Source organism: Pseudomonas sp. R84 (genome assembly GCF_009834515.1).
Classification (GTDB): domain Bacteria; phylum Pseudomonadota; class Gammaproteobacteria; order Pseudomonadales; family Pseudomonadaceae; genus Aquipseudomonas.
On the sequence record NZ_CP019426.1, the window covers coordinates 2,024,812 to 2,051,384 of the forward strand.

A 26,573-nucleotide genomic window follows, 5' to 3' on the forward strand; every position below is an offset into this window, starting at 1 on the left:
TGAAATTACTCGTTGAGGGATGATGCGCAACGCACGCAAGTGCCTCGCCGCATTTTTCAGGCGCACTCGTCTACATCCCGGAAAATCCGGGTCGGGAAAACGATGGAGAAGTTTGGTTACTTCAACTTCGGAGTGCGCGCGTGGTATCGGGTTCGCCTGGTATACGGCGTGTCAAGCGACAGGCACATTCATCAAGGGCGGCGGCGTGAAGAGGGTGAGATCTTGATGGCTGCAGCGGTTGATCACGTGCAGTGCGGAATATTCAACGCGAGATTTGTCGCTGCGCAGGATCCAGCCGTGCGCGGGGAAGCTGTAACTCAGCGCTCCGGGCCGGTTGTCGGCAAGGACGATATTTCTCACTTTGATCTCTTTATTGGCCATTGCCGCGAAGGCTTCGGGCAATGTTTTTGCCGAGTCGGGCTCTTCAAAGAACCGTGCATCCAGGCCGTCCAGGTAAACCCTGTCGAAGGAAAGATCGACGGTATGGACGACACCTTTTTCGGTGATGACGCGAACTTGATCGATCAGGTCTTCGCTTTCGTATTCGGGCAGATGAATAATGCAGGTGCCGACGTGCAACTGGTTGTTTTCCAGCCTGATCTCGACTTTGCCAAGTGCTGTCGCATCGAGATCCCAAGTCGACGAGTAAGGCAATCGCTCTGGGGCGTTCGCGAGTGCTCCTGGTGTCGAGAGTCTGATCGCTATATCGGCAACCAGATGTATCAGGTACGTGGCGCCAGCACCTTCAAGATTCTGGATCGAGGTTTGTTCGGGGTAGGAAAAAAGCGAGCCGCACCCCGCCCTGTCGAATTTGAAGGGTTTGCTGTCCGGTAATTCAAAAGAGGTCTGATCCGCACGACGTGGCAGCGGCAGTGAAAGCGGCGTTGTCCAGCGATCAAAGCCATACGGATTGTGGCTTGCAAGGGGGCACACATCGGTTTCGGGTGTCAGTCCGGCATTGACAGTGACGCCACCTTTAAAAATGAGCACAACCCGGTAGTTGGGGCGTGCGGCCATGGTTCTCAGGATTCTGGTCATGTTTCGGGGGTCAGATCCGCCTTCCGCATAGGCGAAATCCCTGAACTTGATTGTGTTTTGGCCAAAGTGATAACGCAGGTCACATCCGACAAAGAATTCTCGATTGGCTTTCCACTCGCCGGAGCCAAAGTGCGCTTCGACCTTGGTCAGTTCACTGATGTCGTAGTCCAGATGCAGGCGGACTACCGCTTCGGCACGCTTTACCGACCAGAATGTAGTATTTTTCCTGGACCTTGGGAGGTAGTAACTCGCCTCGCGTTGATGTTCGATCGAGCACTCGGGAGCGTGGAGGATAAGCGGTCTTTCGGGTGTTCCTTTTTTTACAACGACGACCTCGATTTCGAGCTTGTGGTCATTGTCGATACTCTCGGGAAGGTCATGTGCATCAGGCAGTTTTAAAGAGTAGCCGTCGCTGGTCATGAACGTCAGTTTGCTGTTCTGTAGTACGAATTTGTTTTCGTTTTTCTTATAGACGTTCTGGATGGCCACGACGCTTTTGGGGTTGTCCGCGAATGCGAACCGTGAACTGATAAACAGCGAGCCATTCTCGATTATCCAGCTATCGATCAGTTCATATTTCCAGTTGAGCAGGATGATACTTTCCTCTGCTCCGTCTTCTATGATGGAGATCCGGCCTGGTTTATGGTCAATGATGTATTCGTCAATGCCAGCTTCGCCGGAGGCTGTTGCTCCCGGGTATGACAGATGGATTTGATCGTTTCCAGCCCCCGCATTAACAGTGTCCTCGCCGCGCGAATTAATAACGTTGCGTTGTTCTGAGCCAGTTACGACACTGATTGCACCGCTTACGGTTTCAACATTTTCGATACTTTCAAGAAGGCTGTGGAGCGTATATTTTTCAGCCCCTTCGGTAGACGGGTCGTTGATGATTATCTGCAGGGTTTGTGCGAGCAGATCGACGTCATAGCCTTTTTTATCGGTATGGCGGGTGTAGTTGTTTCCGGCCAGGACAAGGGTGTCGATGCCTGCGCCTCCTTTCAATGTCGAGTATTCAGATAGCTGCACATCCTGTACTAAAAGGTCCCCTGCACCCTCAAACACGAAGCGGTCGTTTTTCTCACCCCCCGTCAGCTCTTTTTTTCCCGATCGGTAATGAAAGCTGTTTGGCTTGTCCTCGACGCCCTTGATCGAATCCTGACCATCGCTGATGAACCAAAGAATGCCCTTGTGTTCGGCAGATGTTCCCAGTTCTGCCCCAGGCGTGTCCTTGGTCACACCGTCACGGGCGTCAATGACATCATCGCCGCCCCTGATTTCGGGGATTTGTACCGTTTCCCAGCTGTCTTGTTTGGTCCACCAGTTGCGCTTGCGCACCCGCGATGGTTTGAGGTGGACTTCGAATTTGCCATTAACAATGGCTTCGGTGGTGTCCTTTAACTGGCCATCCAGCAGTTTTCTGGCTGTTTCTTTCAATTGCTTCGCGTGTTGAAATCTGGTTTTTGCCAGCAGATAGCGGTTCTGCACGGCTTGGTCAGGATCCATCATGCAGAACGAAAACCAGCCTGTACGCCAGCGTTCGTCCAGGGTCAGTTCGATGTAGTCATCAATGTCGTCCACCACACGCACTGCGCCATAAATTTGCGATCCGATGGCCAGGATCGCTCCCGCCGCCAGCCCCACCGGGCCTGCAAATGAAAACCCTGCCAACGCAGCGGTGCCGAGGATGATCGTCATGGCTGCGCTGGTAATACTCAATCCAGCGCTCACGTAATGATCCATGGCTTCTTTGCCGGTTGCATTTTCAGCGGCATTGATCGATCTGACGGCGGTGAAGATATCGAACGGCAATGTCAGTGCGCCGCCGATCAAACCGCCGGAACGGCCGAGCCTCAGCGCAAACCGGGTCTTGGCAAAATCCAGCAGGGCACCTTGCCCGGCCGAGAGCATATTGGATGCAATTTTGCTGACGGCGATGTCAACCGCGATGGAGCCGACTTCCGTGCCAATACCCACGCTGTTGATTACAACCTCAGTAGTATTGTCAGCTTTGATGGCATCCACCACGCCGCGCAAACCCATGAAGATCCCGAAACCCTGAATGCCGACACTTGAGCCGAGCGTTGCATAGCTTTTTGTCACACCCACCCAGCGGGGGTTATGTTTGGGCAAGTTTGCGTGATAGAGGTCAAGTTTTTGTGCGGAGCCCAGTAGTTTTACCAGTTTGCTGCGATAGCTGCCTTTGTCTGTAGTGGCGTTCGAACTTTCTCTTATCAGGTGAGGGGCGCTGAGTGGACGTTCGCTGGCCATTTCGAACAGCAGTGTCGTCAATAAATAACTGTCCTGGCCCGTTGAGGACTTCATGTAGTGTTCAATATCGACAGCGCTGAATTGCAACGCGTTGATGAAAGATCGCTTGGGAACCCTGAAGAAGGTGTTCTTGCCATTGAGCGGCTGGCCGGCAAACGTTGCACCCAAGGCATCGAGAGACGCTCGGGTTATGGAAATGTTGCCGATTTGTAGCGGGCCGAATACGGAGTCGGCAAGTTGCAACTGATCTACTTTGCTTTTGGCTTTTATGCTGGTTGTTTCATCAGGGCTGCGTTTGAGGTCAATGGTCGAAGCATGACGCTCATTACTTTCAAAGCGCATGTCAGTGATGACGACAGCGTCTGTGATTTCCGCAGTTTCCAATGACGCTTTACGTATCATGGTGGCCATTTGAACTTCCTTGTTCTGGCAGGTTTTTGTTTGCGCGAGTCGTGATAGTACGGTCGCTTTTCGAACGATGTACATCAACGGGTTGTTGCTGTGTATTGCGCGTCAGAGATGGGGTTTTTATTGCGGGGATATGTCACGAGCAACGCGAGCGGTCGCTGCGAAAGCCATCCAGACTTGTGCGTTGCAGTCAGGATGGCTTCAGGTAAACAATGATCAGTGATTCACGCGTTTCAGTGACTGCTGAGCAACGATGCAGCGCCAGCGCCTCCGAATAAACCGGCACTGATCCGGTTGAACCAGCTTTGTCCTTTGCCACTGCGCAAGTAACGCGCAGCGCCGTGGGCACCGAGACCGTAGGCCAGCTTGCACAGCAGATCCAGCAGGGTCCAGGTGGCGATCATCACCAGTAGCTGCGGCAGGAAGGGCTGTTCGGCGCTAAGGAACTGTGGCAGGAAGGCGGCAAAAAACAGGATGTCTTTCGGGTTGCTGGCACCCAGTACAAACGCGCGTCCGAACAATGCGCGAAAGCGTGGAACGGCTGCCGCTTGCGGTACGACGGCGCCCACCGATGGCTGGCGCGATTGCTGCCAGCTCTGCCAGGCCAGATAGAACAGGTACAGCCCGCCGACGATTTTCAAGGCGCTGAACAATTGCTCCGATGCCAGCAACAAGGCACCCAGCCCCAGCGCCGAAGCACTGAGCAAACAGATCGAGGCGAATACGCCGCCGAGAAATGCCGGGTACGAGCGGCGCAATCCATAATTCAGACTGTTGCTGATCATCAGCAACGACAGTGGCCCCGGAATCAGGATCACCACCAGCGCAGCACCGCTGAACAGCAGCCAGGTTTCCAGACTCATCACTTTCCTCCTTTTTTGTTGTATTGAAAAATGCACAAAGCCCCACCCGTCAGGGTGAGGCTGTTTTGAAGCCTGAACCGCGTAGCGCTTACAGGAAGATGAACTTGGCGATGAAGATCGCGCAGAGCACCCACAGGCTCACGGAAATTTCCTTGTACTTGCCGGTCCCGGCCTTCAACGCCACATAGGTGATGAAGCCCAGCGCGATGCCGTCGGCGACCGAAAAGGTCAGTGGCATCATGATCGCGGTGACGATGGCCGGGATAGCGTCAGTCGCTTCCTCCCATTCGATGTGGGCCATGCCGCCCATCATCAGCATCGCAACGTAGATCAGTGCACCGGCGGTGGCATAAGCGGGAATCATGCCGGCCAGCGGTGCGAAAAACATTGCCGCTATAAATAGCACACCTACGGTGACTGCGGTAAGACCAGTCCGACCACCAGCGGCGACACCGGCAGCACTTTCCACATAGCTTGTTACTGGAGGAACTCCAACCACGGCACCGAATACGCTGGAGGCACTGTCGGCTTTCATCGCCCGGGAGAGGTTTTCGATGCGGCCGTCAGCGTTCACCAGATTGGCGCGCTGGGCGACCCCCATCAGGGTACCGGCGGTGTCGAACATGTGCACAAAGAGGAAGGCCAATACCACGCTGATCATGCTGACGTTGAATACGCCGGCGACGTTCATGGCCATGAACGTCGGAGCCAGACTCGGCGGGGTCGACATGATTCCTTCGTAGTGCACGATGCCCAGGCCCCAACCGGCCAGGGTCACGGTGATGATGCTGATGAGAATTGCGCCGAAGACTCGGTGATAGCTGAGGATCGCGATCATCAGAAAGCAGATGGCCGCGAGCAGCGGGCCAGGTTCGCGCAGGGAGCCGAGTTTGATCAGTGTGGCCGGGCTATCGACGACGATGCCTGCAGTTTTCAAACCGATCAGGCCGAGGAACAAACCAACGCCAGCACCCATCGCAAAGCGCAGGCTGACCGGAATGCTGTTGAGCAGCCACTCACGAATCCGCGAAAAAGTCAGGATCATGAACAGCACACCGGAGACGAACACCGCACCCAGCGCAGTTTCCCAGTTGTAGCCCATGGTGCCGACCACGGTGTAAGTGAAGAACGCGTTGAGACCCATGCCCGGCGCCAGACCCACTGGCCAGTTGGCATACAGGCCCATCAACAGGCAGCCCAGTGCAGCGGCGATACAGGTGGCGACGAAGGCTGCACCGTGATCGATCCCGGCATCGGCCATGATGTTCGGATTGACGAAGATGATGTAGGCCATGGTGATGAAGGTTGTCAGACCGGCAATCAGCTCGGTCTTCACCGTGGTGCCATGCAAGCTGAGTTTAAACAGACGTTCCAGCAAGCCACTGCGTAATGGTGGCGAGAGGTCCAGCGTCGATGCTTCGGATTTGCGGCTTTCCACAGCGAGTACTCCTCAAGAGTTTTATTGTTATTTCCAGGGCCGGACCCATGAGGGGTGGCAGCGGCCCTTTGAGGCATACGCGAATTTGTTGACCATGCGGTCAGGAACTCGCACGCTGTGGATTATGCTTTTGTGTACAAATAAAGCAAATATTGTTTTTGGTTTTGTTTACGAAAGTTCCGTCGATAGGGATATATCGCCCTTGATAGCCCCTTCGCGAGCAAGCTCGCTCCCACATTTGAAATGCGTTCCTCTGTGGGAGCGAGCCTGCTCGCGAAGAAGCAGTGCCATTCAATCGAGAGCCGTCTGACTTTTCCCCAATGCCAGATTCACCGCCAACCAGCCATTCACCGCCGCTTCACCAGCCTCGGCAAACACCCGCTCCAGCAATTTCACCTGCTCACGGCGCAACGCCTGTTCAAATTTCGCGCCTTCCGCCGTCAGCTCCAGCAGGCGTTTACGCTTGTCGGCCTCCGACGCCACGCTGTCCACCAGATGCATTTCCTGCAACTGCCGCAACGGCATGTTCAGCGCCTGCTTGCTCACGCCGAGTAATCCCAGCAATTCCTTCACGCTCAAATTCGGATACCGCGCGATGAAAAACACAATGCGCTGATGCACCCGCGACAGCCCACGGCGCTCGAGCATTTCATCAGCCTTGGCGGTGAAGGCCTGATAGCCGAAGAAAAACGCTTCCATCGCCTGTTGCTGACTGGATGGGTTTTTAAGGTCAATCATGTTGACGTACTCGCTCAAGCTGTCGTAATTTCAGTCAACCAGTTTGACTCATTTTTCGTCCGCCTCGCTACCGGTGACCTCCATGGCCTTTTCCGAACGTGTCTCGCGCCTTAAAAGTTCTTTGATCCGTGAAATCCTTGCCGCCGCCCAGCGCCCGGAGGTCATGTCGTTCGCTGGCGGCTTGCCTGCTGAAGCCATGTTGCCCAAGGTTGAATGGGCCGACATGCCGCTGTCTCTTGGCCAATACGGCATGAGCGAAGGCGAACCGGCGTTGCGCGAAGCGTTGGCGGCGGAGGCGAGGGCGCTTGGACTGGAGTGTCAGGCGAGTCAGGTGCTGGTGGTCAGCGGTTCCCAGCAAACCCTCGATCTGGCGGCCAAGTTGTACATCGACAAGGGCACGGAAATTTTGCTGGAGGCGCCGACGTATCTCGCCGCACTACAGATATTCCAGCTGTTCGGCGCCGATTGCCTGACCGTGCCGCAGGAGTCCGACGGCCCGAACCTGGCGCAGTTGCGCGAGCGTTTGGAGCAACATCACCCAGCGTTTATCTACCTGATTCCGACGTTCCAGAACCCGTCCGCCGTGCGCTACAGCGAAGAAAAGCGTGCAGCGGTAGCGGCTTTGCTCGACGAGTTTGGCGTCACCCTGATCGAAGATGAGCCTTACCGTGAACTGACTTTCGACGGTGGCAGCGCGAAGCCGATTGCCGGGCGTCTGCAGAAGTCCAGTTGGATCTACACCGGCACCGTGTCGAAAACCCTGCTGCCGGGTTTGCGTGTCGGCTATCTGATCGCCAGTCCCGATCTTTTTCCGCACTTGCTCAAACTCAAGCAATCGGCGGATCTGCACACCAATCGCATCGGCCAATGGCAGGCGTTGCAGTGGATTGGTACTGAAAAGTATCAGCAGCATTTGAGTGAGTTGCGCGGCTTCTATCGGCAGCGGCGGAATGCCTTTCAAGCGGCTCTGGAAACGCATTTTTCTGATCTGGCGGATTGGAACATGCCACAGGGTGGGTTGTTTTTCTGGCTGACGCTGAAGCAACCGCTGGACACGCGAACGTTGCTTAACGAGGCGTTGACCAATGATGTGGCGTTTATGCCGGGGGAGCCGTTTTTTCCCGAGCCAGATAAACATCATGGGCATTTGCGCTTGAACTTCAGCCACATCGATCCGGCGCGACTGGATGAGGGATTGAAGCGATTGGCGGCGGTGGTGCGGCAGGCGCAGCTAGAGAAAGCGGCCTGAAAACAAATAAACCGGTTCGAGGGCCGGTTTATTTTTGTCTGGGATTTGCGGTGGCTGAGAGGGCCTCTTCGCGAGCAGGCTCGCTCCCACAGTGGAAATGCATTCCAAAGGGTGGGAGCGAGCCTGCTCGCGAAGGCGTCAATCAACCCACCAAATAATCTTCAGACAGCAGCAAAGCGCTTATCCAGATAATCAATAATCACCTTGGACTCGTACATCCAGGTGGTCTGGCCATTCTCTTCAATCCGCAGGCAAGGCACCTTGATTCGGCCGCCCTGTTCCAGCAGTTCCTGACGATCCTGCTCGTTGTTCTTCGCATCCTTCAGCGCCACCGGCACATTCAGGCGGTGCAGCGTACGACGGGTTTTCACGCAGAACGGGCAGGCATGGAACTGATACAGGGTCAGACCCTTCGCAGCGGCGTTGACCTGTGCCTGAGTTTCGGCAGGGCGCTGTTTCTTGCCCGGACGGGTGATGAAGTCGATGAAGATAACCAGTTGGCCGAGGCCGACACGAAGCGCTTTGACGAACACGTTGAAAGCCTCACGGTGCAAATAAAGAAAGGCGCGCAGCTTACCCGATTTTTCCCGGGCGAAAAAAAACCGGCGATGAATGCCGGTTTTTTTCGTACTGCGAATTACTTGATCAGGCTGAGAAATTCGCTGCGAGTCGCTGCGTTTTCGCGGAACTCACCGAGCATCACCGAAGTGATCATCGACGAATTCTGCTTCTCGACACCGCGCATCATCATGCACATGTGCTTGGCCTCGATCACCACGGCTACGCCCAGCGCGCCGGTGACTTGCATCACTGCATCGGCGATCTGACGGCTGAGGTTTTCCTGGATCTGCAGGCGACGGGCGTACATGTCGACGATCCGCGCGACCTTAGACAGGCCCAGCACTTTGCCGCTCGGGATGTACGCAACATGCGCCTTGCCGATGAACGGCAGCAGGTGGTGTTCGCACAACGAGTACAGCTCGATGTCCTTGACCAGCACCATTTCGCTGTTGTCGGAGCTGAACAGGGCACCGTTGGTGACCTCTTCGAGCGTCTGTTCATAACCGCGGCAGAGGTACTGCATGGCTTTGGCGGCACGCTTTGGCGTGTCGAGCAGGCCCTCGCGGGAGACGTCCTCGCCCAATTGGCCGAGAATCGCGGTGTAGTTCTGTTCCAGTGTCACAGGGGCTGATTCCATAAGGGTTTCAGAGGGGTACTGTTTCTGTCTGTACCAATTTTGTACCAATCAAGCTGTTTTCGAGCTTGCCGAGTTCACCCCAGTCAGTGCTGGAATGGGGTCCATCGTGCGTAAGTCGATAGCAACATCTGAACGCTATGACCGAGCTGAGTGGCAATAAACGCAGGGTTCATACCCGCCATGAGGCACATGGTAGCGTATGTGTGTCGGCAGTTGTATTGCCGGCGGGCGCGAATCCCCAATTCGGTCAGCGCGGCCTGAAACGCTCACCGACACCCAGAGCGCCAGACCCGATCTCTCACTTCAGCGATTTTATCGAGTAAAATCGCGGGCCGCAGGTCACCTTTACCGTGTAAAGAACGCGCAGAGCGGCTGCGTGTCGAGGCTGAGCCTTGGCATGTGGAAGGCAACAAGCGTTGAGTGAAAGGTTCATTGAAACGACGGCCCGAAAGGGCCTTTTGCATTACCTGGATGCGATTTTCGCGCCCGTTAGCCAAAGGAAAATCATGAAAAGTACAATCAATGATATGGCGTTTACCGAGCGTCGCCGCGTGCCTGTGAGGGCTTTATTGGGTGGTGTTTTATTCTTGGTCATGGCCATCCAGGGGTTCCGTATGGACTCCAATGGAATCGCTGCGCTGCTGCTGGTGTGTTCGTTATGGTATTTGGGCATGGCGTGGCTGAATCGCAACGCGGGTTCGCAAACCTTGATGATCCTCAAGGACAAAGGCATCTGGTTTTTCAATGCTGATGGGTTAGTCCCCTACACATCGATTGAAGCCACAGAGGTCGAATCGTACAGCGGGATAGCTCAGATGCAGCTCAATACCGTACTTCATATCGTTGCCGAAAAGGCTGACACCCTGCCGAACTTTAACGACAGCCGGTGGAAGATCTTTTTCAAGATGCCAAGTGCGCGCAAGGGTAAAGGCTTTCGTAAGCATCTTGTCGTGTTCAACTATGGTGGTCTGCGCGACGAAGACGGCAAAAACGTCGACTATGAAAACCTTGAAGAAGAACTTGCGTACCGTATCGAAAAGGCTCACCACGAGGAACATGAGCAGAGCAATTCGGTTTATGTGCCCTCATCGTCAGCGAACGATGCGCTGTCGCCTGTCACTCATTGAATCCCGCTTATCGCGAAGGGCGCTGGCAGTGGGTGCAAAGCCGACTGCCGAGAGCTGCCGTTCAGCAACGCCATTCGAACAGCTTCAGCAAAGTGAAAGCCCTGCATCGTGACTAACGATGCGGGGCTTCAGAGGGGGCGGATTATTCGTCGCGACCTTCCATCATCGTGCGTTTAAGCATCACGTAAACCGCGCCGGCACCGCCGTGTTTGGCCTGGCACGAGCAGAAACCCAGCACCTGCGCATGTTGGCGCAGCCAGGTGTTGACGTGGCTTTTGATCATCGGCCGCTTGCCGTCCAGACGCACAGCCTTGCCGTGGGTGACGCGTACGCAGCGGATTTCGAATTTGGTCGCTTCGGCAAGAAACGCCCAAAGGGTTTCCCGGGCTTTTTCCACACTCATGCCATGCAAATCGAGGCTGCCCTCGAACGGAATCTGGCCGACCTTGAGTTTGCGCATCTGACTTTCCTGCACCCCGTCACGAGCCCACATCAACTCGTCTTCCGGGCCGACGTCTATCACGAACTGATCGGACAGACCATCAACGGTAGCGGTGTCAGTGCGCACGGTGGCCGACTGACGCAGCTTGGCAATCTGTGCGCGGTCAGCCTTGGGTTTGCCGGTGTCGGCGCGGTCGTGCTTGATCGGCTTGACGCCTTGGATCGCACTTTTGAACAGGGAAAAATCGTCGTCTTGCATGTCAGCCTCCGCGAAGGGCGGCCAGTTTACCCAAGTCGAAACAAAACGGCCCGGCAAAAAGCCAGGCCGGTGATTCAGTCGTGTTTTTTCATCAGGTGCGGGGACATGTTCAGTTCCCGCGATTGCCGCGCGCGACGGCGGCAGCGGCGCCACAGAGCAACACCGAAATACAGAAACAGCAAACCGACCGCCAGAATGATTGCCGAGCCCATTGGCGTGGCATTCAAGTCACCGAGCGCTGGTGGGCGCCCGAGCAGGCTGGCCGCCCCGGCCATCGCCAGCAGCACGCCAAACGTCGCCAGAATGGCCGCGATCGCCGCGCCGAATCGAAAACGCCAGTTGCTTTGGCCTTTGGGCCGCAAGCGGCGTGCGTCAAATCCATCGGATAACTTCATTCCGACCTTCCTCAATGGGTATCGGCCCTTCGACCGGGAGTTGACCGGGTTGTTCCTGAGGCTATGGCATTTGCGGCAAATGAGAGGAATTTGCGGATGAGCGGCGTGCTGAGCCGCTCATCAGAGCAGATCAGATCAGGTCTTGAGTCAGTGCGAGGGTGGCGAAGTTGTCCGCCATGATCGCCATTTCCGCTTCCTGCACCACGGCGGCGCTGAGCACGCGGCCCTTGAACGGCAAGTCGCGGGTGGCGCAGGCGTCTTCCACCAGGGTGCAACGGAAACCCAGGTTCTTCGCCGCACGCACGGTGGTGCTGACGCTGGAGTGGCTCATGAACCCGCAGACGATCAAGTCCAGCGAGCCAAGGTTTTGCAGACGATCGAGCAACTCGGTGCCATGGAAGGCGCTCGGCAGCAGTTTGCCGATAATGGTTTCATCGCCTTGTGGCTCGAGGCCCGGGATGAATTCGCCGCGTTCACCCTGTGGGTCGAACAGGCCACCGACGGTGCCGAGATGACGCACGTGCACGATCGGCCGACCGGCTGCACGGGCTGCGGCAACCACTTGTTTGATGTTCGCGACGGCCGCGTCCATGCCGCTCAGGGCCAGCGGGCCACTGAGATACTCTTTCTGGGCATCGATGATGACCACGGTGGCATGGCTCAGTGTGGCCGCTGCGTAACCGCGACCGCTGAGTTGAAACATCGTTTTTGGAACGGACATTCTGGGGCTCCTTGGGGTGGGGCTTTTGCGACATTGTCCTCTGGCTGAGCGGTTCTGTGAATCGCTACCATCGTAGGCACCGTCGTTATTGGCCTGCAGCCTTGTCAAGTTACACGTTCTGTTCAATAGCTGATGCAAAAAACAGAAAACTCCTACTGTCGCGCGATGTTTTTCCCGCGTCGTCGTCAGGCGTTTTGGCTGGTAGAATCGCCAGTCGTTTTTTCTGGAGTTCTGCGCCGTGATCACTTCCCGCCTTCGTACCCTGCGTGACCATATCCGTTGGGCCGTCAGCCGCTTCCATGGGGAGGATCTGTTTTTCGGCCATGGCACCGACAATGCCTGGGACGAAGCCCGGCAGCTTGTGCTGGGAGCTTTGCACCTGCCGTGGGAAATCGCCGACAGCTATCTCGATTGCGCGCTGGAAGACGACGAGCTGGTCAACCTGCAGCGACTGCTCAAGCGCCGCATCGAAGAACGCATTCCCACCGCTTATCTGTTGGGTGAAGCGTGGTTCTGCGGCATGTCGTTTATCGTCGATGAGCGTGTGTTGATCCCGCGTTCGCCGATTGGCGAATTGATCGAAAAACACTTCGCCCCGTGGATCGGCACCGAACCTGCGCGGATTCTCGACCTGTGCACCGGCTCCGGTTGCATCGGTATCGCCTGCGCCTACGAGTTCCAGGACGCCGAAGTGGTGCTGGCGGATCTGTCGTTCGAAGCGCTGGAAGTGGCCAATCAGAACATCGAGCGTCATGGTGTCGATGAGCGCGTGTACACCGTGCAGGGCGATGGATTTGATGGTTTGCCGGGTCAGCGTTTCGACCTGATCGTGTCGAACCCGCCTTACGTGGATGCGGAAGATTTCGCCGACATGCCGGACGAATATCAACATGAGCCCGAGCTGGGTCTGGCGTGTGGCGATGATGGTCTGAATCTGGTTCGACGGATGTTGGCTCAAGCGGCCGATCATCTGACCGAGAAGGGCTTGCTGATCGTTGAAGTGGGCAACAGCCAGGTACACGTTGACGCGCTGTACCCGGAAGTCGATTTCGCCTGGCTCGAGTTCGAGCGCGGCGGGCATGGCGTGTTCATGCTGACGGCGGAGCAGTGCCGCGATCATCAGGCCTTGTTCGCTTCCCGCGTCTGACCCGTTAAAAGCAAAAGATCGCAGCCTTCGGCAGCTCCAGGGGGTACACCATCCCGTGTAGGAGCCGTCGAAGGCTGCGATCTTTTGATCTACCGGTGCGTGGCAATCCAGATCAACAACCCTGCCTGAAACACTGCAAACGCCACCAGACAAGTGATGGTGAAACGCAGCCCGGCGTCTTCACGCTTGAACTTGCTGACCTTGTCTTCCTGCTTCTTCAGCTTCACTTCCTGCTCGGCCAGATTTTGCTCCGCTTGCTGAAGCATCTGCGCCGCTTCAAGAATTTCGACGATCTGCAGCTTTTCGCTGTTCCAGTCACCGAGCAGATCGCCAACCTGCACTTCCTTGACGCTACCCTTCAAATGCTGGGCATCGGCATAGACCACATCAAAACCATGCACACGCAGGAAATGATCGCGACGCAGACGCGTGTCTTCGTTCAGCGCGTCCTTGTTGTTCAAATCCATGCCGTCGACGGTGTAGGTCGGCCAGCGCTTTTTCGCCCAATTGATGCCTTGCGCGGCCATATAGCGGCCAATGCCACGGTTCATCGGTTCGATCTGCAAGCCGCTGTCCGGGCCGAAGTGCACACGCTTGGTCGTGTGATCAACCCACACGTCCAGTTGATTCTGCTCTTTGCGCACACGCTGGCCGGGCAGTTTGATGGCCATGCGCATCAGGCTTTTTTCTTTGCTGTTGCGCTCGGCATAGCCGAATTCGACGAAGCGCAAAGGGCGACCGCCGGTGTTGCGGTCGGTCTGCAGCGGGGCCAGGCGGAGCATCTTGTGGTGCTCGACGTGGACATCCGCCCACGGCAGCTCGACCGCTGGCGGTGCGTCTTTTTCAGCGGTGGTGTCGGGTGAAGTCGGGGTATCAGTCATAACGGCGAGATCCTGTCCAAGCCCTGCTTGTCGCCAGCCATTGCGCTGGCGACAAAGGCTTATCGGCCGTTTTTTGCAGGACTAGAGGGTAAACCGCGCTTAACGGGTGCGAAGTCCGTCAATAAACTCGATGATCTTCGCGCCGAGTTCCGCCGCCAGCGGCAAATTTGGATCCTTGTACGAAGCCAATTGCCGCTTCATATCGTTGTGCACGATGCGCATGACGTGGTTCATGCCTTCGATCACCACCAGATCGGCGTCCGGTTTGACGGCTTTGAGGCGTTTCGCGTCCTCGGTGCCAACCTGGATATCGTTGCTGCCCTGAACAATCAGCGCCGGCATCTTCAATTGCGCGAACGCTTTTGCCGGGTCCTGGCGGAACAGTGAAATCAGATACGGCTGCACGCTCGGGCGGAAAATCACCTGCAACGGCTGCGGAACATTGTCGTCGGTGTGGCCAGCCTTGAGGCTGTCGAGCAGTTCGTTACTGCGCAGCATCAGCGGTGGCGGCAGGCTGCGGGCCAGTTGCTCGCGGATCACCTGATCGACCGGACGGGCGCTGCCGGACAGAGAAATCACCGCCGCTGCATCGACTTTCGGCGCAGCGAGGCTGGCAATCAGCGCGCCTTCGCTGTGCCCGAGCAGAATCAATTTGCCGAAACGCGGATCGGCCTTGAGCTTCTGCCCCCATGCCACCGCGTCCGCCGCGTAGGCTTCTATCGACAAATTGCGCTCATCCGGCGTCGCAGCGAGACTCGCGGCAACACCGCGTTTGTCGTAACGCACGCTGGCAATGTTGTGTTTGGCCAACACCCAGGCCAGGCGCTTGAGGCTGTCATTGCGCCCACCGTCGGGGTTGTTTCCGTCACGGTCCGTAGGACCCGAGCCAGAAATAATCAGGACAACCGGCACCGGGTTGTCAGATTTTGGCAGCAGCAGCGAACCGAAAAGTTCGCCGGTGCCGGTATCCAAAGTGACCGGGCGTTGTAGGACCGTCGCTTGGGCAAAGCCCGTAAACAGGGTAAGACTCAAGATCAAAACTCGCAGCATCATCACGCCATCATTCGCCAAGGTGCCGGTTGGACTCGCCAGCACCACTAAGGTTCGAGGATGAACTACTCGGTTAGCCTGCGTATACTGGCGCGCATCACGAATTTGGGTTTGATTTCACGGAGCGTCCTGCATGTCCGGCAATACCTACGGCAAGTTGTTCACTGTCACCACCGCTGGCGAAAGCCATGGTCCGGCGTTGGTCGCCATTGTCGACGGCTGCCCGCCGGGCCTGGAGATCTCCCTCGAAGACCTGCAGCGCGACCTTGATCGCCGCAAGCCAGGCACCAGCCGCCACACCACCCAGCGTCAGGAAGCCGACGAAGTCGAAATCCTTTCCGGCGTGTTCGAAGGGCGCACCACCGGTTGCTCGATCGGCTTGCTGATCCGCAACACCGACCAGAAGTCCAAGGACTACTCGGCGATCAAGGACCTGTTCCGTCCGGCCCACGCCGACTACACCTACCACCATAAATACGGTGAGCGCGACTACCGTGGCGGTGGCCGCAGTTCGGCCCGCGAAACCGCGATGCGCGTAGCGGCCGGTGCGATTGCCAAGAAATATCTGGCAACCCAAGGCATCGTCATTCGTGGCTACATGAGCCAGCTCGGTCCGATCGAAATCCCGTTCAAGACTTGGGATTCGGTGGAAGAGAACGCCTTCTTCAGCCCGGATCCGGACAAGGTTCCTGAGCTTGAGGCCTACATGGATCAATTGCGTCGCGACCAGGACTCGGTCGGCGCAAAAATCACCGTGGTCGCCGAAGGCGTCATGCCAGGTCTGGGCGAGCCGATTTTCGACCGCCTCGACGCTGAACTGGCCCACGCACTGATGAGCATCAACGCAGTGAAAGGCGTGGAAATCGGCGCTGGGTTTGCCTCGGTCGCGCAGCGCGGCACCGAACACCGCGATGAAATGACTCCGGAAGGTTTCCTCAGCAACAACGCCGGCGGCATTCTCGGCGGTATTTCCTCCGGTCAGCCGATCGTTGCGCATCTGGCGTTGAAGCCGACTTCCAGCATCACCACCCCGGGTCGATCGATCGACATCCACGGCAATCCGGTGGACGTGATCACCAAGGGGCGTCACGACCCTTGCGTCGGCATTCGTGCCACGCCGATCGCCGAAGCGATGATGGCCATTGTGCTGATGGATCACCTGCTGCGTCACCGTGGCCAGAACGCCGATGTGCGCGTGAGCACGCCGGTGCTGGGTCAGCTTTGATGGCAGGTTCTAAAGCTGTCGCGGCATAACCGTGACGGCGCTCCCTTACTGGCGGCTGTCCAGTTTCTATCTGTTCTATTTCGCCTTGCTCGGTTCGACAGCGCCGTTTCTGGCGCTGTACTTCGACCATCTCGGCTTCAGTCCGGCGCGCATCGGTGAGCTGGTCGCCATTCCGATGCTGATGCGCTGCGTGGCGCCGAACATCTGGGGCTGGCTCGGCGATTACACCGGCAGACGCCTGGCCATCGTGCGCTTTGGCGCGGTGTGCACACTACTGACCTTCTCGTTGATTTTCGTCAGCAAGACCTACGCCTGGCTGGCGATGGTCATGGCGCTGCACGCATTCTTCTGGCACGCGGTGCTGCCGCAGTTTGAAGTCATCACCCTGGCGCATTTGCAAGGGCAGACCTCGCGTTACAGCCAGATTCGTTTGTGGGGTTCGATCGGTTTCATTATCACCGTGGTTGTGTTGGGGCGGCTGTTCGAATGGCTGAGCCTCGACATTTATCCGGCGGCGTTGGTGTTGATCATGGCCGGCATCGTCCTCAGCAGCCTGTGGGTGCCGAATGCGCAACCGCCGCAAGGCAATCGGCCGAGCAGTGAGGGCTTCCTCAAGCAACTGCGCAATCCCGGCGTGCTGGCGTTCTATGGCTGTGTGGCGCTGATGCAAATGAGCCACGGCCCGTATTACACCTTTCTGACCTTGCACCTCGAACGACTCGGCTACACACGCGGCACCATCGGTATGCTCTGGGCCGTGGGCGTGGTCGCCGAAGTGCTGATGTTCATGGCCATGAGCCGGATTCTTGCGCGGTTTTCCCTGCGCCGCGTGCTGATGGCGAGTTTTCTGCTGGCGGCGCTGCGCTGGTTGCTGCTAGGTTCGTTCGCCGAGTTTCTGTGGGTGCTGTTGCTCGCGCAGATTCTGCACGCGGCGACCTTCGGCAGTTTTCACGCCGCTGCCATCGCGTTCGTGCAACGTAGCTTCGGCGCCCGCCAGCAAGGGCAGGGCCAGGCGTTGTACGCAGCACTGGCCGGCACCGGTGGTGCGCTCGGCGCGTTGTATTCCGGTTACAGCTGGAATGCCCTCGGCGCGACATTGACCTTTAGTATTGCCAGTCTCGCGGCGCTCGCTGCTGCCGTTATCATTGCCACACGTATGCAAGAGGACAGGCCATGAGCCTTACGCGTGAACAACTCGCCCAGCAAATCGTCGACGCCGGGCGCTTTCTTTATGGTCGCGGCTGGTCGCCGGCCACCAGCAGTAATTACTCGACGCGCCTGTCGCCGAGCGAAGCGCTGCTGACCGTATCCGGCAAGCACAAGGGCCAGTTGGGCCTGGACGATGTGCTCGCCACGGACCTTTCCGGCAACAGTCTGGAGCCGGGTAAAAAACCGTCCGCCGAAACCCTGCTGCACACCCAGCTCTACAGCTGGCGGGCGGAGATCGGCGCAGTGCTGCACACTCATTCGGTGAACGCCACGGTGTTGTCGCGCCTGACCCCGGAAGACTTTATCGAGTTCGAAGACTACGAACTGCAAAAAGCCTTCAGCGGCATCTCGACCCACGAATCGCGGGTGCGCGTGCCGATTTTCGACAACGATCAGGACATTGCGCGCCTCGCCGCCAAGGTGCAGCCTTGGCTCGACGCCCATCCCGATTGCGTCGGTTATCTGATTCGCGGCCACGGCCTCTACACCTGGGGTGCGCAGATGAACGACGCGCTGCGACAGATCGAGGCTTTTGAATTTTTGTTTGAATGCGAGTTGAAAACCCGCAGCGTCATGAACCGCCAAGGCTGACTTCACCAGAAGCAGCCCATTTGCCTGATGAAATGCTGTGCCCGACCGGTCTGCAAGAACCGGACGGCAAGGCTGATACCGAGGAATTGCCCCAATGAGCAGCCTGTCCGTCTATCACGTCTCCAGCCCCGAGATTCCCAACAAAGTGCTGACCCACTTTGAAGACATCGCCTCGACCCTGGCCGAACAGGGCGTGCGCTTCGACCGCTGGCAAGCCGCCGCAAAGATCCAGCCCGGCGCCACCCAGGAAGAAGTGATCAGCGCTTATAAAGAGCAGATCGACAAGCTGATGACCGAGCGCGGTTACATTACTGTCGACGTGATCAGCCTGAACAGTGATCACCCGCAAAAAGCCGAACTGCGCGCCAAGTTCCTTGAAGAACACCGCCATGGCGAAGACGAAGTACGCTTTTTCGTTGCTGGCCGTGGGCTGTTTACCTTGCACATCGACGATTACGTTTACGCCGTGCTCTGTGAGAAGAACGACCTGATTTCAGTGCCGGCCGGCACCAAGCATTGGTTCGACATGGGCGAGCATCCGCACTTTGTCGCGATCCGTCTGTTCAACAACCCTGAAGGCTGGGTTGCCAATTTCACCGGCGAAGACATCGCCGGTCGTTTCCCGCGACTGGAGGACTGATTCGATGTCGATCAAAGCCATTGTCACTGACATCGAAGGCACCACCAGCGCGGTGAGTTTCGTCTTCGACGTGCTGTTTCCGTATGCCGCTAAACACCTGCCGGACTTTGTCCGTCAGAACGCCGAGCGTGCCGATGTCGCCGAGCAACTTGATGCCGTGCGCCGTGACAGCAATGCACCGCAGGCGGATGTTGAACGGGTTGTTGAAATCCTCTTGAGCTGGATCGAGGAAGATCGCAAAGCCACTCCGCTCAAGGCCTTGCAAGGCATGGTCTGGGCCCAGGGTTATCACGCCGGGCAGTTGAAAGGGCATGTTTATCCGGATGCCGTTGAAGCGCTCAAGCAATGGCATCAGGCGGGTTATCAACTGTTTGTGTACTCGTCGGGCTCGATTCAGGCGCAGAAGCTGATTTTCGGCTGCTCGGAGGCGGGGGATCTGACACCGCTGTTCAGCGGCTATTTCGACACGACGTCGGGGCCCAAGCGCGATTCGCAGTCGTACACCAATATCCAGAAAGCCATTGGCGTCGAACCCGAAGAAATCCTGTTCCTCTCGGATATCGTCGAAGAACTCGACGCCGCGCAGTCTGCCGGCCTGCAAACCTGCGGTTTGGCTCGCGAAGGCGGCGAGCTGGGCAGCCACATCACCGTCGACACCTTCACCGGCATCGAACCCGAAGCCTTCTAACCCACACAATCCCTGTAGATACTCTGTTCACGGTCAAGCTTTTGCGAGATCTTTTGCGCAAAAAAGCTTGGCCGTATTGAAATCTTCGCCGGCTCGCATGCAGGCCCACAAGCCGGTCAGGTATTTGCGCATGACGGCGACGATAGCCTGCATCTTTCTCTTCCCTCGCCCGATCAACGCTTCGTAAAAGGCTTTCACGTTGCTGTCGCAACGTATGGCAGTCAGCGCTGGCATGTACATCGCTGAACGTAGGTAGGTGTTTCCGCCCTTACTTATCCGCCCAGGTTTATCGATGCTGGTACCTGATTGCGTAAGCCGCACATCGAGTCCTGCATGTCGGCTGACCTGCGCGGACTTAAGTGTCACTGGCAAGGTCGTCAATTCAGCCAGTGCCGCAAATACTGAAATTTCGCCCATGCCCGGCGCTGCGATCATGTGCCCAAACTGGGCGCTTAGCGTCGGGCAGTTGTCGATCAGCGCCCGACCTGCGAGCCTGAAACGCTCGATTCGCTTGTCAAAAGCTTCAATGGCTTCTTCTTCGTCTTCAATCAGCATTTTCACGGTTGTTTGAGTAGCTTTCAGCGCATGCAGCTCGTTCTTGGCTCGGGTGCGATGACACGTCAAACGATTGATATGCCTTCCGATAGCCCGCAGTTCCAACTGTATGGTCGTGGGCGGCGTCCACAATTTTGGGCTCATGCGTTCGCCGTATTCGGCTAGCAACTGGGCATCGATCGCATCGGTTTTGCTGTTTTTCAGCATCAGCTTGGCAAAGTTATGAAAGCTCTTCGGGTTGATAACCGAAACGGGCAAACCCGCCGCGGTGAGCTCCATGGCCAAATCCAGGTAATAGATGCCGGTGGCCTCCATCACTACGGATAAAGGCTTGAGCTCGAGCAACCTGTTGACCGCTGCTTTGCGCCCGGCGGGTGTTTGGTCGATGTTGCAGGCCCCTGCAAAACGGCCGTCGTTGCGCCAGCCCATGGCGGTCGTGCGAGACCCCACATCCAAACCGACATGCATGCTCATGCTTTCAACTCCGAGTGAACTGGGTTAGAAATGCATCCTGGTTCCCCTGACCTCGAACTTCATGCCACTGCAACCTTGTAATGCGAAGTCCGACTTGTCGGCTTCTCGATACTCTTCGTGGTGGGCAATGAGGCGGGGGGACCTCTCTACAGACAAGGTCAGGAGCAAGTCCTGCCTTTAGGAGCGATCGGTCTCCCCCAGAAACACATCTTCGTATGTCCGCACCAGCGAGCTTAGATCTCAATTGACTGGTGTGAGGGCAACATACAAGGAGCTGCGGAAGGCTGCGATCTTTTGATTCTGATCTTAAAAAAAAGATCAAAAGATCGCAGCGTTCCGCAGCTCCTACAAAGAGTTCGCGATCGCGATGGAGATCGCGCATAAAAAAACAGGCCGTGAAGCGAGAGCTCCACGGCCTGTTTTGTTTAAAGCGCTTTAGAAGTTACAGCGAGTGATAAGTCGGCAGGGCAAAACGCTGCTGGCTCTGCAGCATGGCAATTTGCGGCAGTTCACTGGCCTGTTCAGCCAGGTCGCGGCGAATTGCACTGATCGCCCACGACAGTTGGTCGCCGGCATGCAGTTGTTGATAAGTCAGTGCGCGTTTAAACACTTTGCCGTCGCTGCTGCGCAGAGTCAGCAGGATCCCGCCATCGGGACGTGGCGCAGTGGTGACGTCGAAGTTGGAGAACAGGGAGGTAAATTTTTCTTGGATCAGGCTCATGTCTTTCAGCTCCGTATGCACTTGAATGGCAAGCATGCAAAGGAGGTTGCAGTGATTGTGCCAGCATTTAAAAATAAAATTATCGTTATAAATCAATTAGTTATAAATAATGAAAATTCAGGTCGTCGTGCAAACTGCATGAATGGCCATCGTGCATCCTGCATTTTGCGGGATCGTTATCGAAACAACGGAACCAATCGCTTACCCGATGATCATCGCCGCCCTCGGCCGATCAGCGGATACAAAACATTGCAAAAACCGCGTGTACAGTCTGAGAAGCGCTGACGTATTTTCGATCTCGACCCGCGCTCGCACGCGTCGGTTACTGCAAGCCAAAGCCCGAAAAATAAAAACATCGACCTGCACGCCAAGGTCGGACGGGGAGCTTTTATGAGCCACGCGCCAAGCGACACGATTACCTGGGGCATGATGCTCCGCAAACTGCCGATGATCGCCAAAGCTATCCCTCGGGTGGTCAAGGGCATGAAGGTGGCCAACGTCACGGATCCGACCCAAAGCTGTGGCCTTGGCTGGACGTTCGAGCAAGCGACACTGCGCAATCCCGAGGGGCCGGCGTTATTGCAGGGCGATGTATCGCTGACCTATTCGCAGGTCAATCAGTGGGCCAACCGCATTGCTCATTATCTGAACGGGCAGGGCATCGGCAAGGGCGACGTGGTCGCGGTGTTTATCGAAAACCGCCCGGAGTTGCTGGTGACCATTCTGGCGCTGGCCAAGGTCGGCGCGGTCAGTGCTCTGCTCAATACCTCGCAGACTCGCGACACGCTGATCCACAGTGTGAATCTGGTGGCGCCGGTGGCAATTGTCGTCGGCGAAGAACTGCTTCCGGCGTATGCGGCGATTCGCGAGCAAGTGGCGATTACCACGCCGCGCACCTGGTTTGTCGCCGATCAGGACACCTATAGCCATCCGGGCATTGCGCCCGAAGGCTACGTCAATCTGATCAGCGCCAGTGCCGACGCCGCCAGTGATAATCCGCCGAGCAGTCAGCAGGTGTTTTTCGACGATCCGTGTTTCTACATTTACACCTCCGGCACCACCGGCCTGCCCAAGGCCGGGGTGTTCAAGCACGGGCGCTGGATGCGCAGCTCCGCCAGTTTCGGCATGATCGCCCTCAACATGGGCCCCGACGATGTCGTCTACTGCACCTTGCCGCTGTATCACGCCACCGGTCTTTGCGTGTGCTGGGGCTCGGCAGTCAACGGCGCCTCGGGCTTCGCGATTCGTCGCAAGTTCAGCGCCAGCCAGTTCTGGAACGACGTGCGTCGTTATCGCGCGACGACCATCGGTTACGTCGGCGAGTTGTGCCGCTATCTGGTCGATCAACCGGCCAGCGCCGATGACAGCCGCCACGAGGTGCGCAAGATGATCGGCAATGGCTTGCGCCCCGGCGCCTGGGCTGAGTTCAAGACGCGCTTTGCCGTCGAGCACATCTGTGAGCTGTACGCGGCGAGCGACGGCAACATTGGTTTTACCAACATCCTCAACTTCGACAACACCATTGGCTTCTCGCTGATGGCTTGGGAGCTGGTGGCTTACGATCATGACAGCGGAGAGCCGCTGCGCGGTGCCGACGGTTTCATGCGCAAGGTCGGCAAGGGCGAGCAGGGCTTGCTGCTGGCGCGAATCGACGAAAAGGCGCCGCTGGATGGCTACACCGATCCGCAAAAAACCGCCAAAGTTGTCCTTCACGACGTGTTTAGCAAAGGCGATCGCTTTTTCAACACCGGTGATCTGCTGCGCAACATCGGTTTCGGCCACGCACAATTTGTTGATCGACTCGGTGATACCTATCGCTGGAAGGGCGAAAACGTCTCGACCACTGAAGTCGAAAACCTGTTGCTGCAACACCCGCACATCTCCGAAGCGGTGGCCTATGGGGTGGAAATTCGCAATACCAACGGCCGTGCCGGGATGGCGGCTATCACGCCGGCGGAGTCCCTGGCGACGCTGGATTTCGCCGAGTTGCTGACCTTTGCCCGCGAACGTATGCCGGCCTACGCGGTGCCGTTGTTCCTGCGGGTGAAGGTAAAAATGGAAACCACCGGTACCTTCAAATACCAGAAAACCCGATTGAAAAATGAAGGCTTCGACCCCGGCCAGACCAGCGATGACCCGATTTACGCTTGGCTGCCCGGCACGCAGACTTACGTACGAGTCACCGACGAAGTGTTGGCGGAAATTCATCAGGGCAAGCATCGTTATTGAATCTGGCTATGGCGCGACTTGAGAAAAAGGGGGTGACAGCCAGCGTCTCGCTCGGGAAACTGTCGGCTTTCCGATTGACCGAAAGTGGAGTTGCACCATGTCCGACCAAAGCCGCCAGATGACCCCTGAAGAAGCTGCCGAATTCACCGAGCAGGTTTTCAACAAGGCGCGCGACGGTGATGCCGAGATGCTTGATCGTCTGGTCACGGCCGGTTTGCCGGTGAACCTGAAAAACAGCAAGGGCGACACATTGCTGATGCTGGCCAGCTACTACGGCCATGTGGATGCGGTGCAAGTGCTGCTTAAACACAAGGCCGACCCGGAAATGCGCAATGGCAACGGCCAGAGTCCGATTGCCGGTGCGGCGTTCAAAGGTGATCTGGCAGTGGTCAAGGCGCTGGTCGAGGCGGGTGCCGAGATTGAGGGCTCGTCATTTGACGGGCGTACGGCGCTGATGATGGCAGCGATGTTCAACCGTGTTGAAATCGTTGAATACCTGATCAGCAAAGGCGCCAACGCGCAGGCCAAGGACGCCAATGGCGTGACTGCACTCGACGCGGCCCGGACGATGGGCGCGGTTGATACCACTGCTCAGTTGGAAAAGCTGTCGGGTTGAAATCCCTTCTGATGGACTGTGGCGAAGGAGAGAATGCGCTATCCTTCGCGCCCTCGAAATTCACCTTCGCCACAGGATCCGCCCTCATGAAAGCTGCACTCGTCGAACTCATCAGCAAAATCAGCTCCGGCTGCATGGGCGAGGACGAGATCGTGAAAGTCGCCGACGAAGCGGCACAGGCCTACGCCGATGCCGATGCTTTTCTGGCAGCCAACCCCGACATCAACTACGACGACACCTTCCCGATCCCGCTGGGCGAGTGGGTCGTGGTCGGTAGCTTGCCGGAAACCGTGCTGTTCCAGGCAGACACCTATGGCGACCTGTTCGCGCAGATCGTCGCCTCGTTCGGCCCAGGCGTGGATTTCAACCTCAAGCCCAAGCAATTGGCCAAGACCGAAGCGCTGGTCGCACTCAACCGCATCCAGGTGCAGATGAGCAGCATGAACAAGGAAAACGGCGGCTACACGCTGATGAACTTCAGCCAATTGCTCGACGACGAATTGCAAATGGTGTTGGTTTTCGGCAACGACGTGCCTCGGGTGCTGGAACTGTGCGCCGAAGTCGGCATCGCCGCCGCGCCTTCGCTGGAAGCCTTGAAGATCGCCGTTCACGTCTGAACGTAATAAAAGGGAACCCTGCGCGCGACCGTCTATCCTAAAAGTGCATGCCACTATTCTGGAGCGACACCATGGGTTCCACGTTCAACGGTCTGATTGGCCTGATCATCCTTGCCCTCGACATCTGGGCCATCATCAATGTGCTGAAAAGCGGCGCGACCACCGGGATGAAAATCGTCTGGGTGTTGCTGATCATCCTCCTGCCAGTGCTGGGCCTGATCATCTGGGCGATCGCCGGGCCGCGCGGCAACGTGCGGATCTGACCCGATCCCGAGAACACCGCAATACCCTGTAGGAGTGAGCCTGCTAGCGATAGCTATTTTCCAGTCAATGAGTCAGTGACTGAAAAACCGCTATCGCGAGCAGGCTCACTCCTACAAGGGATTATGGTTTGCCGATGAAGTGAGGTTCGACCTGTCATCTTCGGCAACGTAGAATGCGCGCCTTTCCCGGGCAATCGTCCCCACGATTGGCGCCCGCGCATTCATCGGAGCACTTGACCATGACCGTCACCAAAACCAGCGAGTACCTGGAAACCCTCTACGAAGGCTACGGCCAGCGTTTTCGCATGGAAAAACTGCTGCACGAAGTGCGCACCGAACACCAGCACCTGGTGATCTTCCAGAACCCGCGTATGGGCCGTGTCATGGCGCTGGACGGCGTGATCCAGACCACCGAAGCCGACGAATTCATCTACCACGAAATGCTCACCCACGTGCCGATCCTCGCTCACGGCAGTGCCAAGCGCGTGCTGATCATCGGTGGCGGTGACGGCGGCATGTTGCGCGAAGTGACCAAGCACGCCGGTGTCGAGCACATCACCATGGTCGAGATCGACGGCACCGTGGTCGACATGTGCAAAGAGTTCCTGCCGAACCACTCCAGCGGCGCCTACGACGATCCACGTCTGAACCTGGTGATCGACGACGGCATGCGTTTCGTCGCCACCACCACGGAAAAATTCGACGTGATCATCTCCGACTCCACCGACCCGATCGGCCCGGGCGAAGTGCTGTTCTCGGAAAACTTCTATCAGGCCTGCCACCGCTGCCTGAACGAGGGCGGCATCCTCGTGACCCAGAACGGCACGCCGTTCATGCAGATCGACGAAGTGAAAACCACCGCCGGTCGCCTCAACAGCCTGTTCCCGGACTGGCACTTCTATCAGGCGGCCGTACCGACCTACATCGGCGGCTCGATGACATTTGCGTGGGGCTCGACCAACCCGGCCTACCGCAAGCTCAGCCGTGAAACCCTGCAACAGCGCTTCATCGGCAGCGGCATCGTTACCCGCTACTACAACCCGGAAATCCACATCGGCGCCTTCGCCTTGCCGCAATACGTGCTGCAGGCGATCAACAAGCCAAGCAACGACTAAAAGAACACTGCAACTCCCCTGTGGGAGCCGGCTCGCTCCCACATTTGTTTGCCCCCCACGATAGATGTCGTTTTTTTCATCTTTGCCCGCTGTAATCCTTTTGAACCAACTTTCGGCGTACACAGTCGAGATAGGTGTAAGCCCATTTGCGGGTTTGATCGAGGAGGCACCGATGCAAAAGTGGAAAGTCACTTTCGTGGACGATCATGGTGAAATTGTCGATGAGGTGTTCGAGCGCGCGGAATGTCCCAGCGACGATGAGGCCGCTCGATTGATCAAGGCACGGCTTCTGCCCGTCGCCGCCGAACTGGACCTGAACGATCTGGAAGGGCGCACCGCCGATGCGGGCGTGAAAAACCTGAAAACCCAGAACAGCATCGAAATCCGCAGCATTACTCCCGTCTGACAT

General features: G+C 57.2%; 28 protein-coding genes and 1 pseudogene. 15 read left to right on the forward strand and 14 right to left on the reverse strand.

The window, feature by feature from the left end:
- Nucleotides 1-171 precede the first annotated feature (171 nt).
- The 4 genes from PspR84_RS29585 to PspR84_RS09170 form a co-directional block, all read right to left on the reverse strand.
- Entirely contained in the window at nt 172-3,717 is a 3,546-nt protein-coding gene (locus tag PspR84_RS29585) for a calcium-binding protein (RefSeq protein ID WP_238785239.1), read from the reverse strand.
- A 230-nt stretch (nt 3,718-3,947) separates the two neighbouring features.
- The gene (locus PspR84_RS09160) at nt 3,948-4,577 is read right to left on the reverse strand and encodes a LysE family translocator (RefSeq protein WP_038366975.1); all 630 of its coding nucleotides are present in this window, start codon (nt 4,575-4,577) and stop codon (nt 3,948-3,950) included.
- An 88-nt stretch (nt 4,578-4,665) separates the two neighbouring features.
- Nucleotides 4,666-6,015 carry an NCS2 family permease gene (locus PspR84_RS09165; RefSeq protein ID WP_160056990.1) on the reverse strand — a complete coding sequence of 450 codons (1,350 nt, stop codon included), beginning with the start codon at nt 6,013-6,015 and terminating at the stop codon, nt 4,666-4,668.
- 291 nt (nt 6,016-6,306) lie between these two features.
- Nucleotides 6,307-6,753, reverse strand: coding sequence for a MarR family transcriptional regulator (locus PspR84_RS09170; protein WP_160056992.1), 447 nt, complete (start codon nt 6,751-6,753; stop codon nt 6,307-6,309).
- 82 nt (nt 6,754-6,835) lie between these two features.
- On the opposite strand from PspR84_RS09170, the gene PspR84_RS09175 reads away from it, so the two are divergent.
- Entirely contained in the window at nt 6,836-8,002 is a 1,167-nt protein-coding gene (locus PspR84_RS09175) for a PLP-dependent aminotransferase family protein (RefSeq protein WP_160056994.1), read from the forward strand.
- 161 nt (nt 8,003-8,163) lie between these two features.
- Here the strand turns inward: PspR84_RS09175 and PspR84_RS09180 are convergent, their stop codons facing one another.
- From PspR84_RS09180 to PspR84_RS29590, 3 genes and pseudogenes are all read right to left on the reverse strand, one after another.
- Nucleotides 8,164-8,535: a glutathione S-transferase N-terminal domain-containing protein gene (locus PspR84_RS09180; RefSeq protein ID WP_160056996.1), complete on the reverse strand. Its 372-nt coding sequence runs from the start codon at nt 8,533-8,535 to the stop codon at nt 8,164-8,166.
- Nucleotides 8,536-8,639: 104 nt separating this feature from the next.
- Entirely contained in the window at nt 8,640-9,185 is a 546-nt protein-coding gene (folE, locus tag PspR84_RS09185; protein ID WP_019826593.1) for a GTP cyclohydrolase I FolE, read from the reverse strand.
- 22 nt (nt 9,186-9,207) lie between these two features.
- A pseudogene (locus PspR84_RS29590) lies at nt 9,208-9,457 on the reverse strand (site-specific integrase); the annotation flags it as partial.
- Nucleotides 9,458-9,706: 249 nt separating this feature from the next.
- Between PspR84_RS29590 and PspR84_RS09190 the strand changes: the two are divergent.
- A complete protein-coding gene (locus PspR84_RS09190) occupies nt 9,707-10,327 on the forward strand; it encodes a hypothetical protein (RefSeq protein WP_238785241.1) in 621 nt (206 codons plus the stop codon).
- Between the two features lie 142 nt (nt 10,328-10,469).
- Here PspR84_RS09190 and PspR84_RS09195 read toward each other — a convergent pair whose 3' ends face one another.
- The 3 genes from PspR84_RS09195 to PspR84_RS09205 all read right to left on the reverse strand — a co-directional run bounded on the left by PspR84_RS09195 (nt 10,470) and on the right by PspR84_RS09205 (nt 12,143).
- On the reverse strand, nt 10,470-11,027 hold the full coding sequence (locus tag PspR84_RS09195) for a Smr/MutS family protein (protein WP_127926454.1): 558 nt from the start codon (nt 11,025-11,027) through the stop codon (nt 10,470-10,472).
- Between the two features lie 74 nt (nt 11,028-11,101).
- Nucleotides 11,102-11,422: a hypothetical protein gene (locus PspR84_RS09200; protein WP_007914024.1), complete on the reverse strand. Its 321-nt coding sequence runs from the start codon at nt 11,420-11,422 to the stop codon at nt 11,102-11,104.
- 130 nt (nt 11,423-11,552) lie between these two features.
- Complete coding sequence (locus PspR84_RS09205; protein ID WP_007914026.1) at nt 11,553-12,143, reverse strand: cysteine hydrolase family protein; 591 nt, start codon at nt 12,141-12,143, stop codon at nt 11,553-11,555.
- A gap of 238 nt (nt 12,144-12,381) precedes the next feature.
- Between PspR84_RS09205 and prmB the strand changes: the two genes are divergently transcribed.
- Nucleotides 12,382-13,290, forward strand: coding sequence for a 50S ribosomal protein L3 N(5)-glutamine methyltransferase (prmB, locus tag PspR84_RS09210; protein ID WP_160056998.1), 909 nt, complete (start codon nt 12,382-12,384; stop codon nt 13,288-13,290).
- A gap of 89 nt (nt 13,291-13,379) precedes the next feature.
- On the opposite strand, the gene PspR84_RS09215 is transcribed toward prmB, so the two are convergent.
- Nucleotides 13,380-14,171 (reverse strand): hypothetical protein, encoded by a 792-nt coding sequence (locus PspR84_RS09215; protein ID WP_150794495.1) that lies wholly within the window; start codon nt 14,169-14,171, stop codon nt 13,380-13,382.
- A 99-nt stretch (nt 14,172-14,270) separates the two neighbouring features.
- On the reverse strand, nt 14,271-15,224 hold the full coding sequence (locus tag PspR84_RS09220; protein WP_160057000.1) for an alpha/beta fold hydrolase: 954 nt from the start codon (nt 15,222-15,224) through the stop codon (nt 14,271-14,273).
- A gap of 130 nt (nt 15,225-15,354) precedes the next feature.
- On the opposite strand from PspR84_RS09220, the gene aroC reads away from it, so the two are divergent.
- The 5 genes from aroC to mtnC all read left to right on the forward strand — a co-directional run bounded on the left by aroC (nt 15,355) and on the right by mtnC (nt 19,574).
- Nucleotides 15,355-16,446, forward strand: coding sequence for a chorismate synthase (gene aroC, locus PspR84_RS09225; protein WP_007914036.1), 1,092 nt, complete (start codon nt 15,355-15,357; stop codon nt 16,444-16,446).
- Nucleotides 16,447-16,477: 31 nt separating this feature from the next.
- Complete coding sequence (locus PspR84_RS09230; protein WP_160057002.1) at nt 16,478-17,623, forward strand: MFS transporter; 1,146 nt, start codon at nt 16,478-16,480, stop codon at nt 17,621-17,623.
- Nucleotides 17,620-18,246 (forward strand): methylthioribulose 1-phosphate dehydratase, encoded by a 627-nt coding sequence (locus tag PspR84_RS09235; protein WP_129391306.1) that lies wholly within the window; start codon nt 17,620-17,622, stop codon nt 18,244-18,246. The genes PspR84_RS09230 and PspR84_RS09235 overlap by 4 nt, the downstream gene beginning before the upstream one ends.
- Nucleotides 18,247-18,340: 94 nt before the next feature.
- Nucleotides 18,341-18,886 carry an acireductone dioxygenase gene (locus tag PspR84_RS09240; protein ID WP_039763876.1) on the forward strand — a complete coding sequence of 182 codons (546 nt, stop codon included), beginning with the start codon at nt 18,341-18,343 and terminating at the stop codon, nt 18,884-18,886.
- 4 nt (nt 18,887-18,890) lie between these two features.
- Nucleotides 18,891-19,574 (forward strand): acireductone synthase, encoded by a 684-nt coding sequence (gene mtnC / locus PspR84_RS09245; protein ID WP_160057004.1) that lies wholly within the window; start codon nt 18,891-18,893, stop codon nt 19,572-19,574.
- A 33-nt stretch (nt 19,575-19,607) separates the two neighbouring features.
- On the opposite strand, the gene PspR84_RS09250 is transcribed toward mtnC, so the two are convergent.
- Both PspR84_RS09250 and PspR84_RS09255 read right to left on the reverse strand, forming a co-directional pair.
- The gene (locus tag PspR84_RS09250; RefSeq protein ID WP_160057007.1) at nt 19,608-20,603 is read right to left on the reverse strand and encodes an IS110 family transposase; all 996 of its coding nucleotides are present in this window, start codon (nt 20,601-20,603) and stop codon (nt 19,608-19,610) included.
- 442 nt (nt 20,604-21,045) lie between these two features.
- The gene (locus PspR84_RS09255; RefSeq protein WP_008080936.1) at nt 21,046-21,324 is read right to left on the reverse strand and encodes a DUF3509 domain-containing protein; all 279 of its coding nucleotides are present in this window, start codon (nt 21,322-21,324) and stop codon (nt 21,046-21,048) included.
- A 51-nt stretch (nt 21,325-21,375) separates the two neighbouring features.
- Between PspR84_RS09255 and PspR84_RS09260 the strand changes: the two genes are divergently transcribed.
- The 7 genes from PspR84_RS09260 to PspR84_RS09290 all read left to right on the forward strand — a co-directional run bounded on the left by PspR84_RS09260 (nt 21,376) and on the right by PspR84_RS09290 (nt 26,570).
- Nucleotides 21,376-21,609: a hypothetical protein gene (locus PspR84_RS09260; protein ID WP_160057009.1), complete on the forward strand. Its 234-nt coding sequence runs from the start codon at nt 21,376-21,378 to the stop codon at nt 21,607-21,609.
- Nucleotides 21,610-21,714: 105 nt separating this feature from the next.
- The gene (locus PspR84_RS09265; RefSeq protein WP_160057011.1) at nt 21,715-23,553 is read left to right on the forward strand and encodes a long-chain-acyl-CoA synthetase; all 1,839 of its coding nucleotides are present in this window, start codon (nt 21,715-21,717) and stop codon (nt 23,551-23,553) included.
- A 97-nt stretch (nt 23,554-23,650) separates the two neighbouring features.
- Nucleotides 23,651-24,169: an ankyrin repeat domain-containing protein gene (locus tag PspR84_RS09270; RefSeq protein ID WP_160057013.1), complete on the forward strand. Its 519-nt coding sequence runs from the start codon at nt 23,651-23,653 to the stop codon at nt 24,167-24,169.
- A gap of 86 nt (nt 24,170-24,255) precedes the next feature.
- A complete protein-coding gene (locus tag PspR84_RS09275) occupies nt 24,256-24,786 on the forward strand; it encodes a hypothetical protein (RefSeq protein WP_160057015.1) in 531 nt (176 codons plus the stop codon).
- Nucleotides 24,787-24,857: 71 nt separating this feature from the next.
- Complete coding sequence (locus PspR84_RS09280) at nt 24,858-25,049, forward strand: PLDc N-terminal domain-containing protein (RefSeq protein ID WP_007914053.1); 192 nt, start codon at nt 24,858-24,860, stop codon at nt 25,047-25,049.
- Between the two features lie 239 nt (nt 25,050-25,288).
- Nucleotides 25,289-26,164 (forward strand): polyamine aminopropyltransferase, encoded by an 876-nt coding sequence (speE, locus tag PspR84_RS09285; protein ID WP_016982904.1) that lies wholly within the window; start codon nt 25,289-25,291, stop codon nt 26,162-26,164.
- Nucleotides 26,165-26,336: 172 nt separating this feature from the next.
- Complete coding sequence (locus PspR84_RS09290) at nt 26,337-26,570, forward strand: hypothetical protein (RefSeq protein ID WP_093441755.1); 234 nt, start codon at nt 26,337-26,339, stop codon at nt 26,568-26,570.
- Nucleotides 26,571-26,573: the final 3 nt, after the last annotated feature.

Excerpts from the sequence above, each read along its gene's own strand:
- PspR84_RS29585 (WP_238785239.1), bottom strand. The coding sequence starts at position 3,717 with ATGGCCACCATGATACGTAAAGCGTCATTGGAAACTGCGGAAATCACA.
- PspR84_RS09160 (WP_038366975.1), bottom strand. The coding sequence starts at position 4,577 with ATGAGTCTGGAAACCTGGCTGCTGTTCAGCGGTGCTGCGCTGGTGGTG.
- PspR84_RS09170 (WP_160056992.1), bottom strand. The coding sequence starts at position 6,753 with ATGATTGACCTTAAAAACCCATCCAGTCAGCAACAGGCGATGGAAGCG.
- PspR84_RS09175 (WP_160056994.1), top strand. The coding sequence starts at position 6,836 with ATGGCCTTTTCCGAACGTGTCTCGCGCCTTAAAAGTTCTTTGATCCGT.
- PspR84_RS09190 (WP_238785241.1), top strand. The coding sequence starts at position 9,707 with ATGAAAAGTACAATCAATGATATGGCGTTTACCGAGCGTCGCCGCGTG.
- PspR84_RS09195 (WP_127926454.1), bottom strand. The coding sequence starts at position 11,027 with ATGCAAGACGACGATTTTTCCCTGTTCAAAAGTGCGATCCAAGGCGTC.
- PspR84_RS09200 (WP_007914024.1), bottom strand. The coding sequence starts at position 11,422 with ATGAAGTTATCCGATGGATTTGACGCACGCCGCTTGCGGCCCAAAGGC.
- PspR84_RS09205 (WP_007914026.1), bottom strand. The coding sequence starts at position 12,143 with ATGTCCGTTCCAAAAACGATGTTTCAACTCAGCGGTCGCGGTTACGCA.
- PspR84_RS09215 (WP_150794495.1), bottom strand. The coding sequence starts at position 14,171 with ATGACTGATACCCCGACTTCACCCGACACCACCGCTGAAAAAGACGCA.
- PspR84_RS09220 (WP_160057000.1), bottom strand. The coding sequence starts at position 15,224 with ATGATGCTGCGAGTTTTGATCTTGAGTCTTACCCTGTTTACGGGCTTT.
- aroC (WP_007914036.1), top strand. The coding sequence starts at position 15,355 with ATGTCCGGCAATACCTACGGCAAGTTGTTCACTGTCACCACCGCTGGC.
- PspR84_RS09235 (WP_129391306.1), top strand. The coding sequence starts at position 17,620 with ATGAGCCTTACGCGTGAACAACTCGCCCAGCAAATCGTCGACGCCGGG.
- PspR84_RS09240 (WP_039763876.1), top strand. The coding sequence starts at position 18,341 with ATGAGCAGCCTGTCCGTCTATCACGTCTCCAGCCCCGAGATTCCCAAC.
- mtnC (WP_160057004.1), top strand. The coding sequence starts at position 18,891 with ATGTCGATCAAAGCCATTGTCACTGACATCGAAGGCACCACCAGCGCG.
- PspR84_RS09250 (WP_160057007.1), bottom strand. The coding sequence starts at position 20,603 with ATGAGCATGCATGTCGGTTTGGATGTGGGGTCTCGCACGACCGCCATG.
- PspR84_RS09255 (WP_008080936.1), bottom strand. The coding sequence starts at position 21,324 with ATGAGCCTGATCCAAGAAAAATTTACCTCCCTGTTCTCCAACTTCGAC.
- PspR84_RS09265 (WP_160057011.1), top strand. The coding sequence starts at position 21,715 with ATGAGCCACGCGCCAAGCGACACGATTACCTGGGGCATGATGCTCCGC.
- PspR84_RS09270 (WP_160057013.1), top strand. The coding sequence starts at position 23,651 with ATGTCCGACCAAAGCCGCCAGATGACCCCTGAAGAAGCTGCCGAATTC.
- PspR84_RS09275 (WP_160057015.1), top strand. The coding sequence starts at position 24,256 with ATGAAAGCTGCACTCGTCGAACTCATCAGCAAAATCAGCTCCGGCTGC.
- PspR84_RS09280 (WP_007914053.1), top strand. The coding sequence starts at position 24,858 with ATGGGTTCCACGTTCAACGGTCTGATTGGCCTGATCATCCTTGCCCTC.
- speE (WP_016982904.1), top strand. The coding sequence starts at position 25,289 with ATGACCGTCACCAAAACCAGCGAGTACCTGGAAACCCTCTACGAAGGC.
- PspR84_RS09290 (WP_093441755.1), top strand. The coding sequence starts at position 26,337 with ATGCAAAAGTGGAAAGTCACTTTCGTGGACGATCATGGTGAAATTGTC.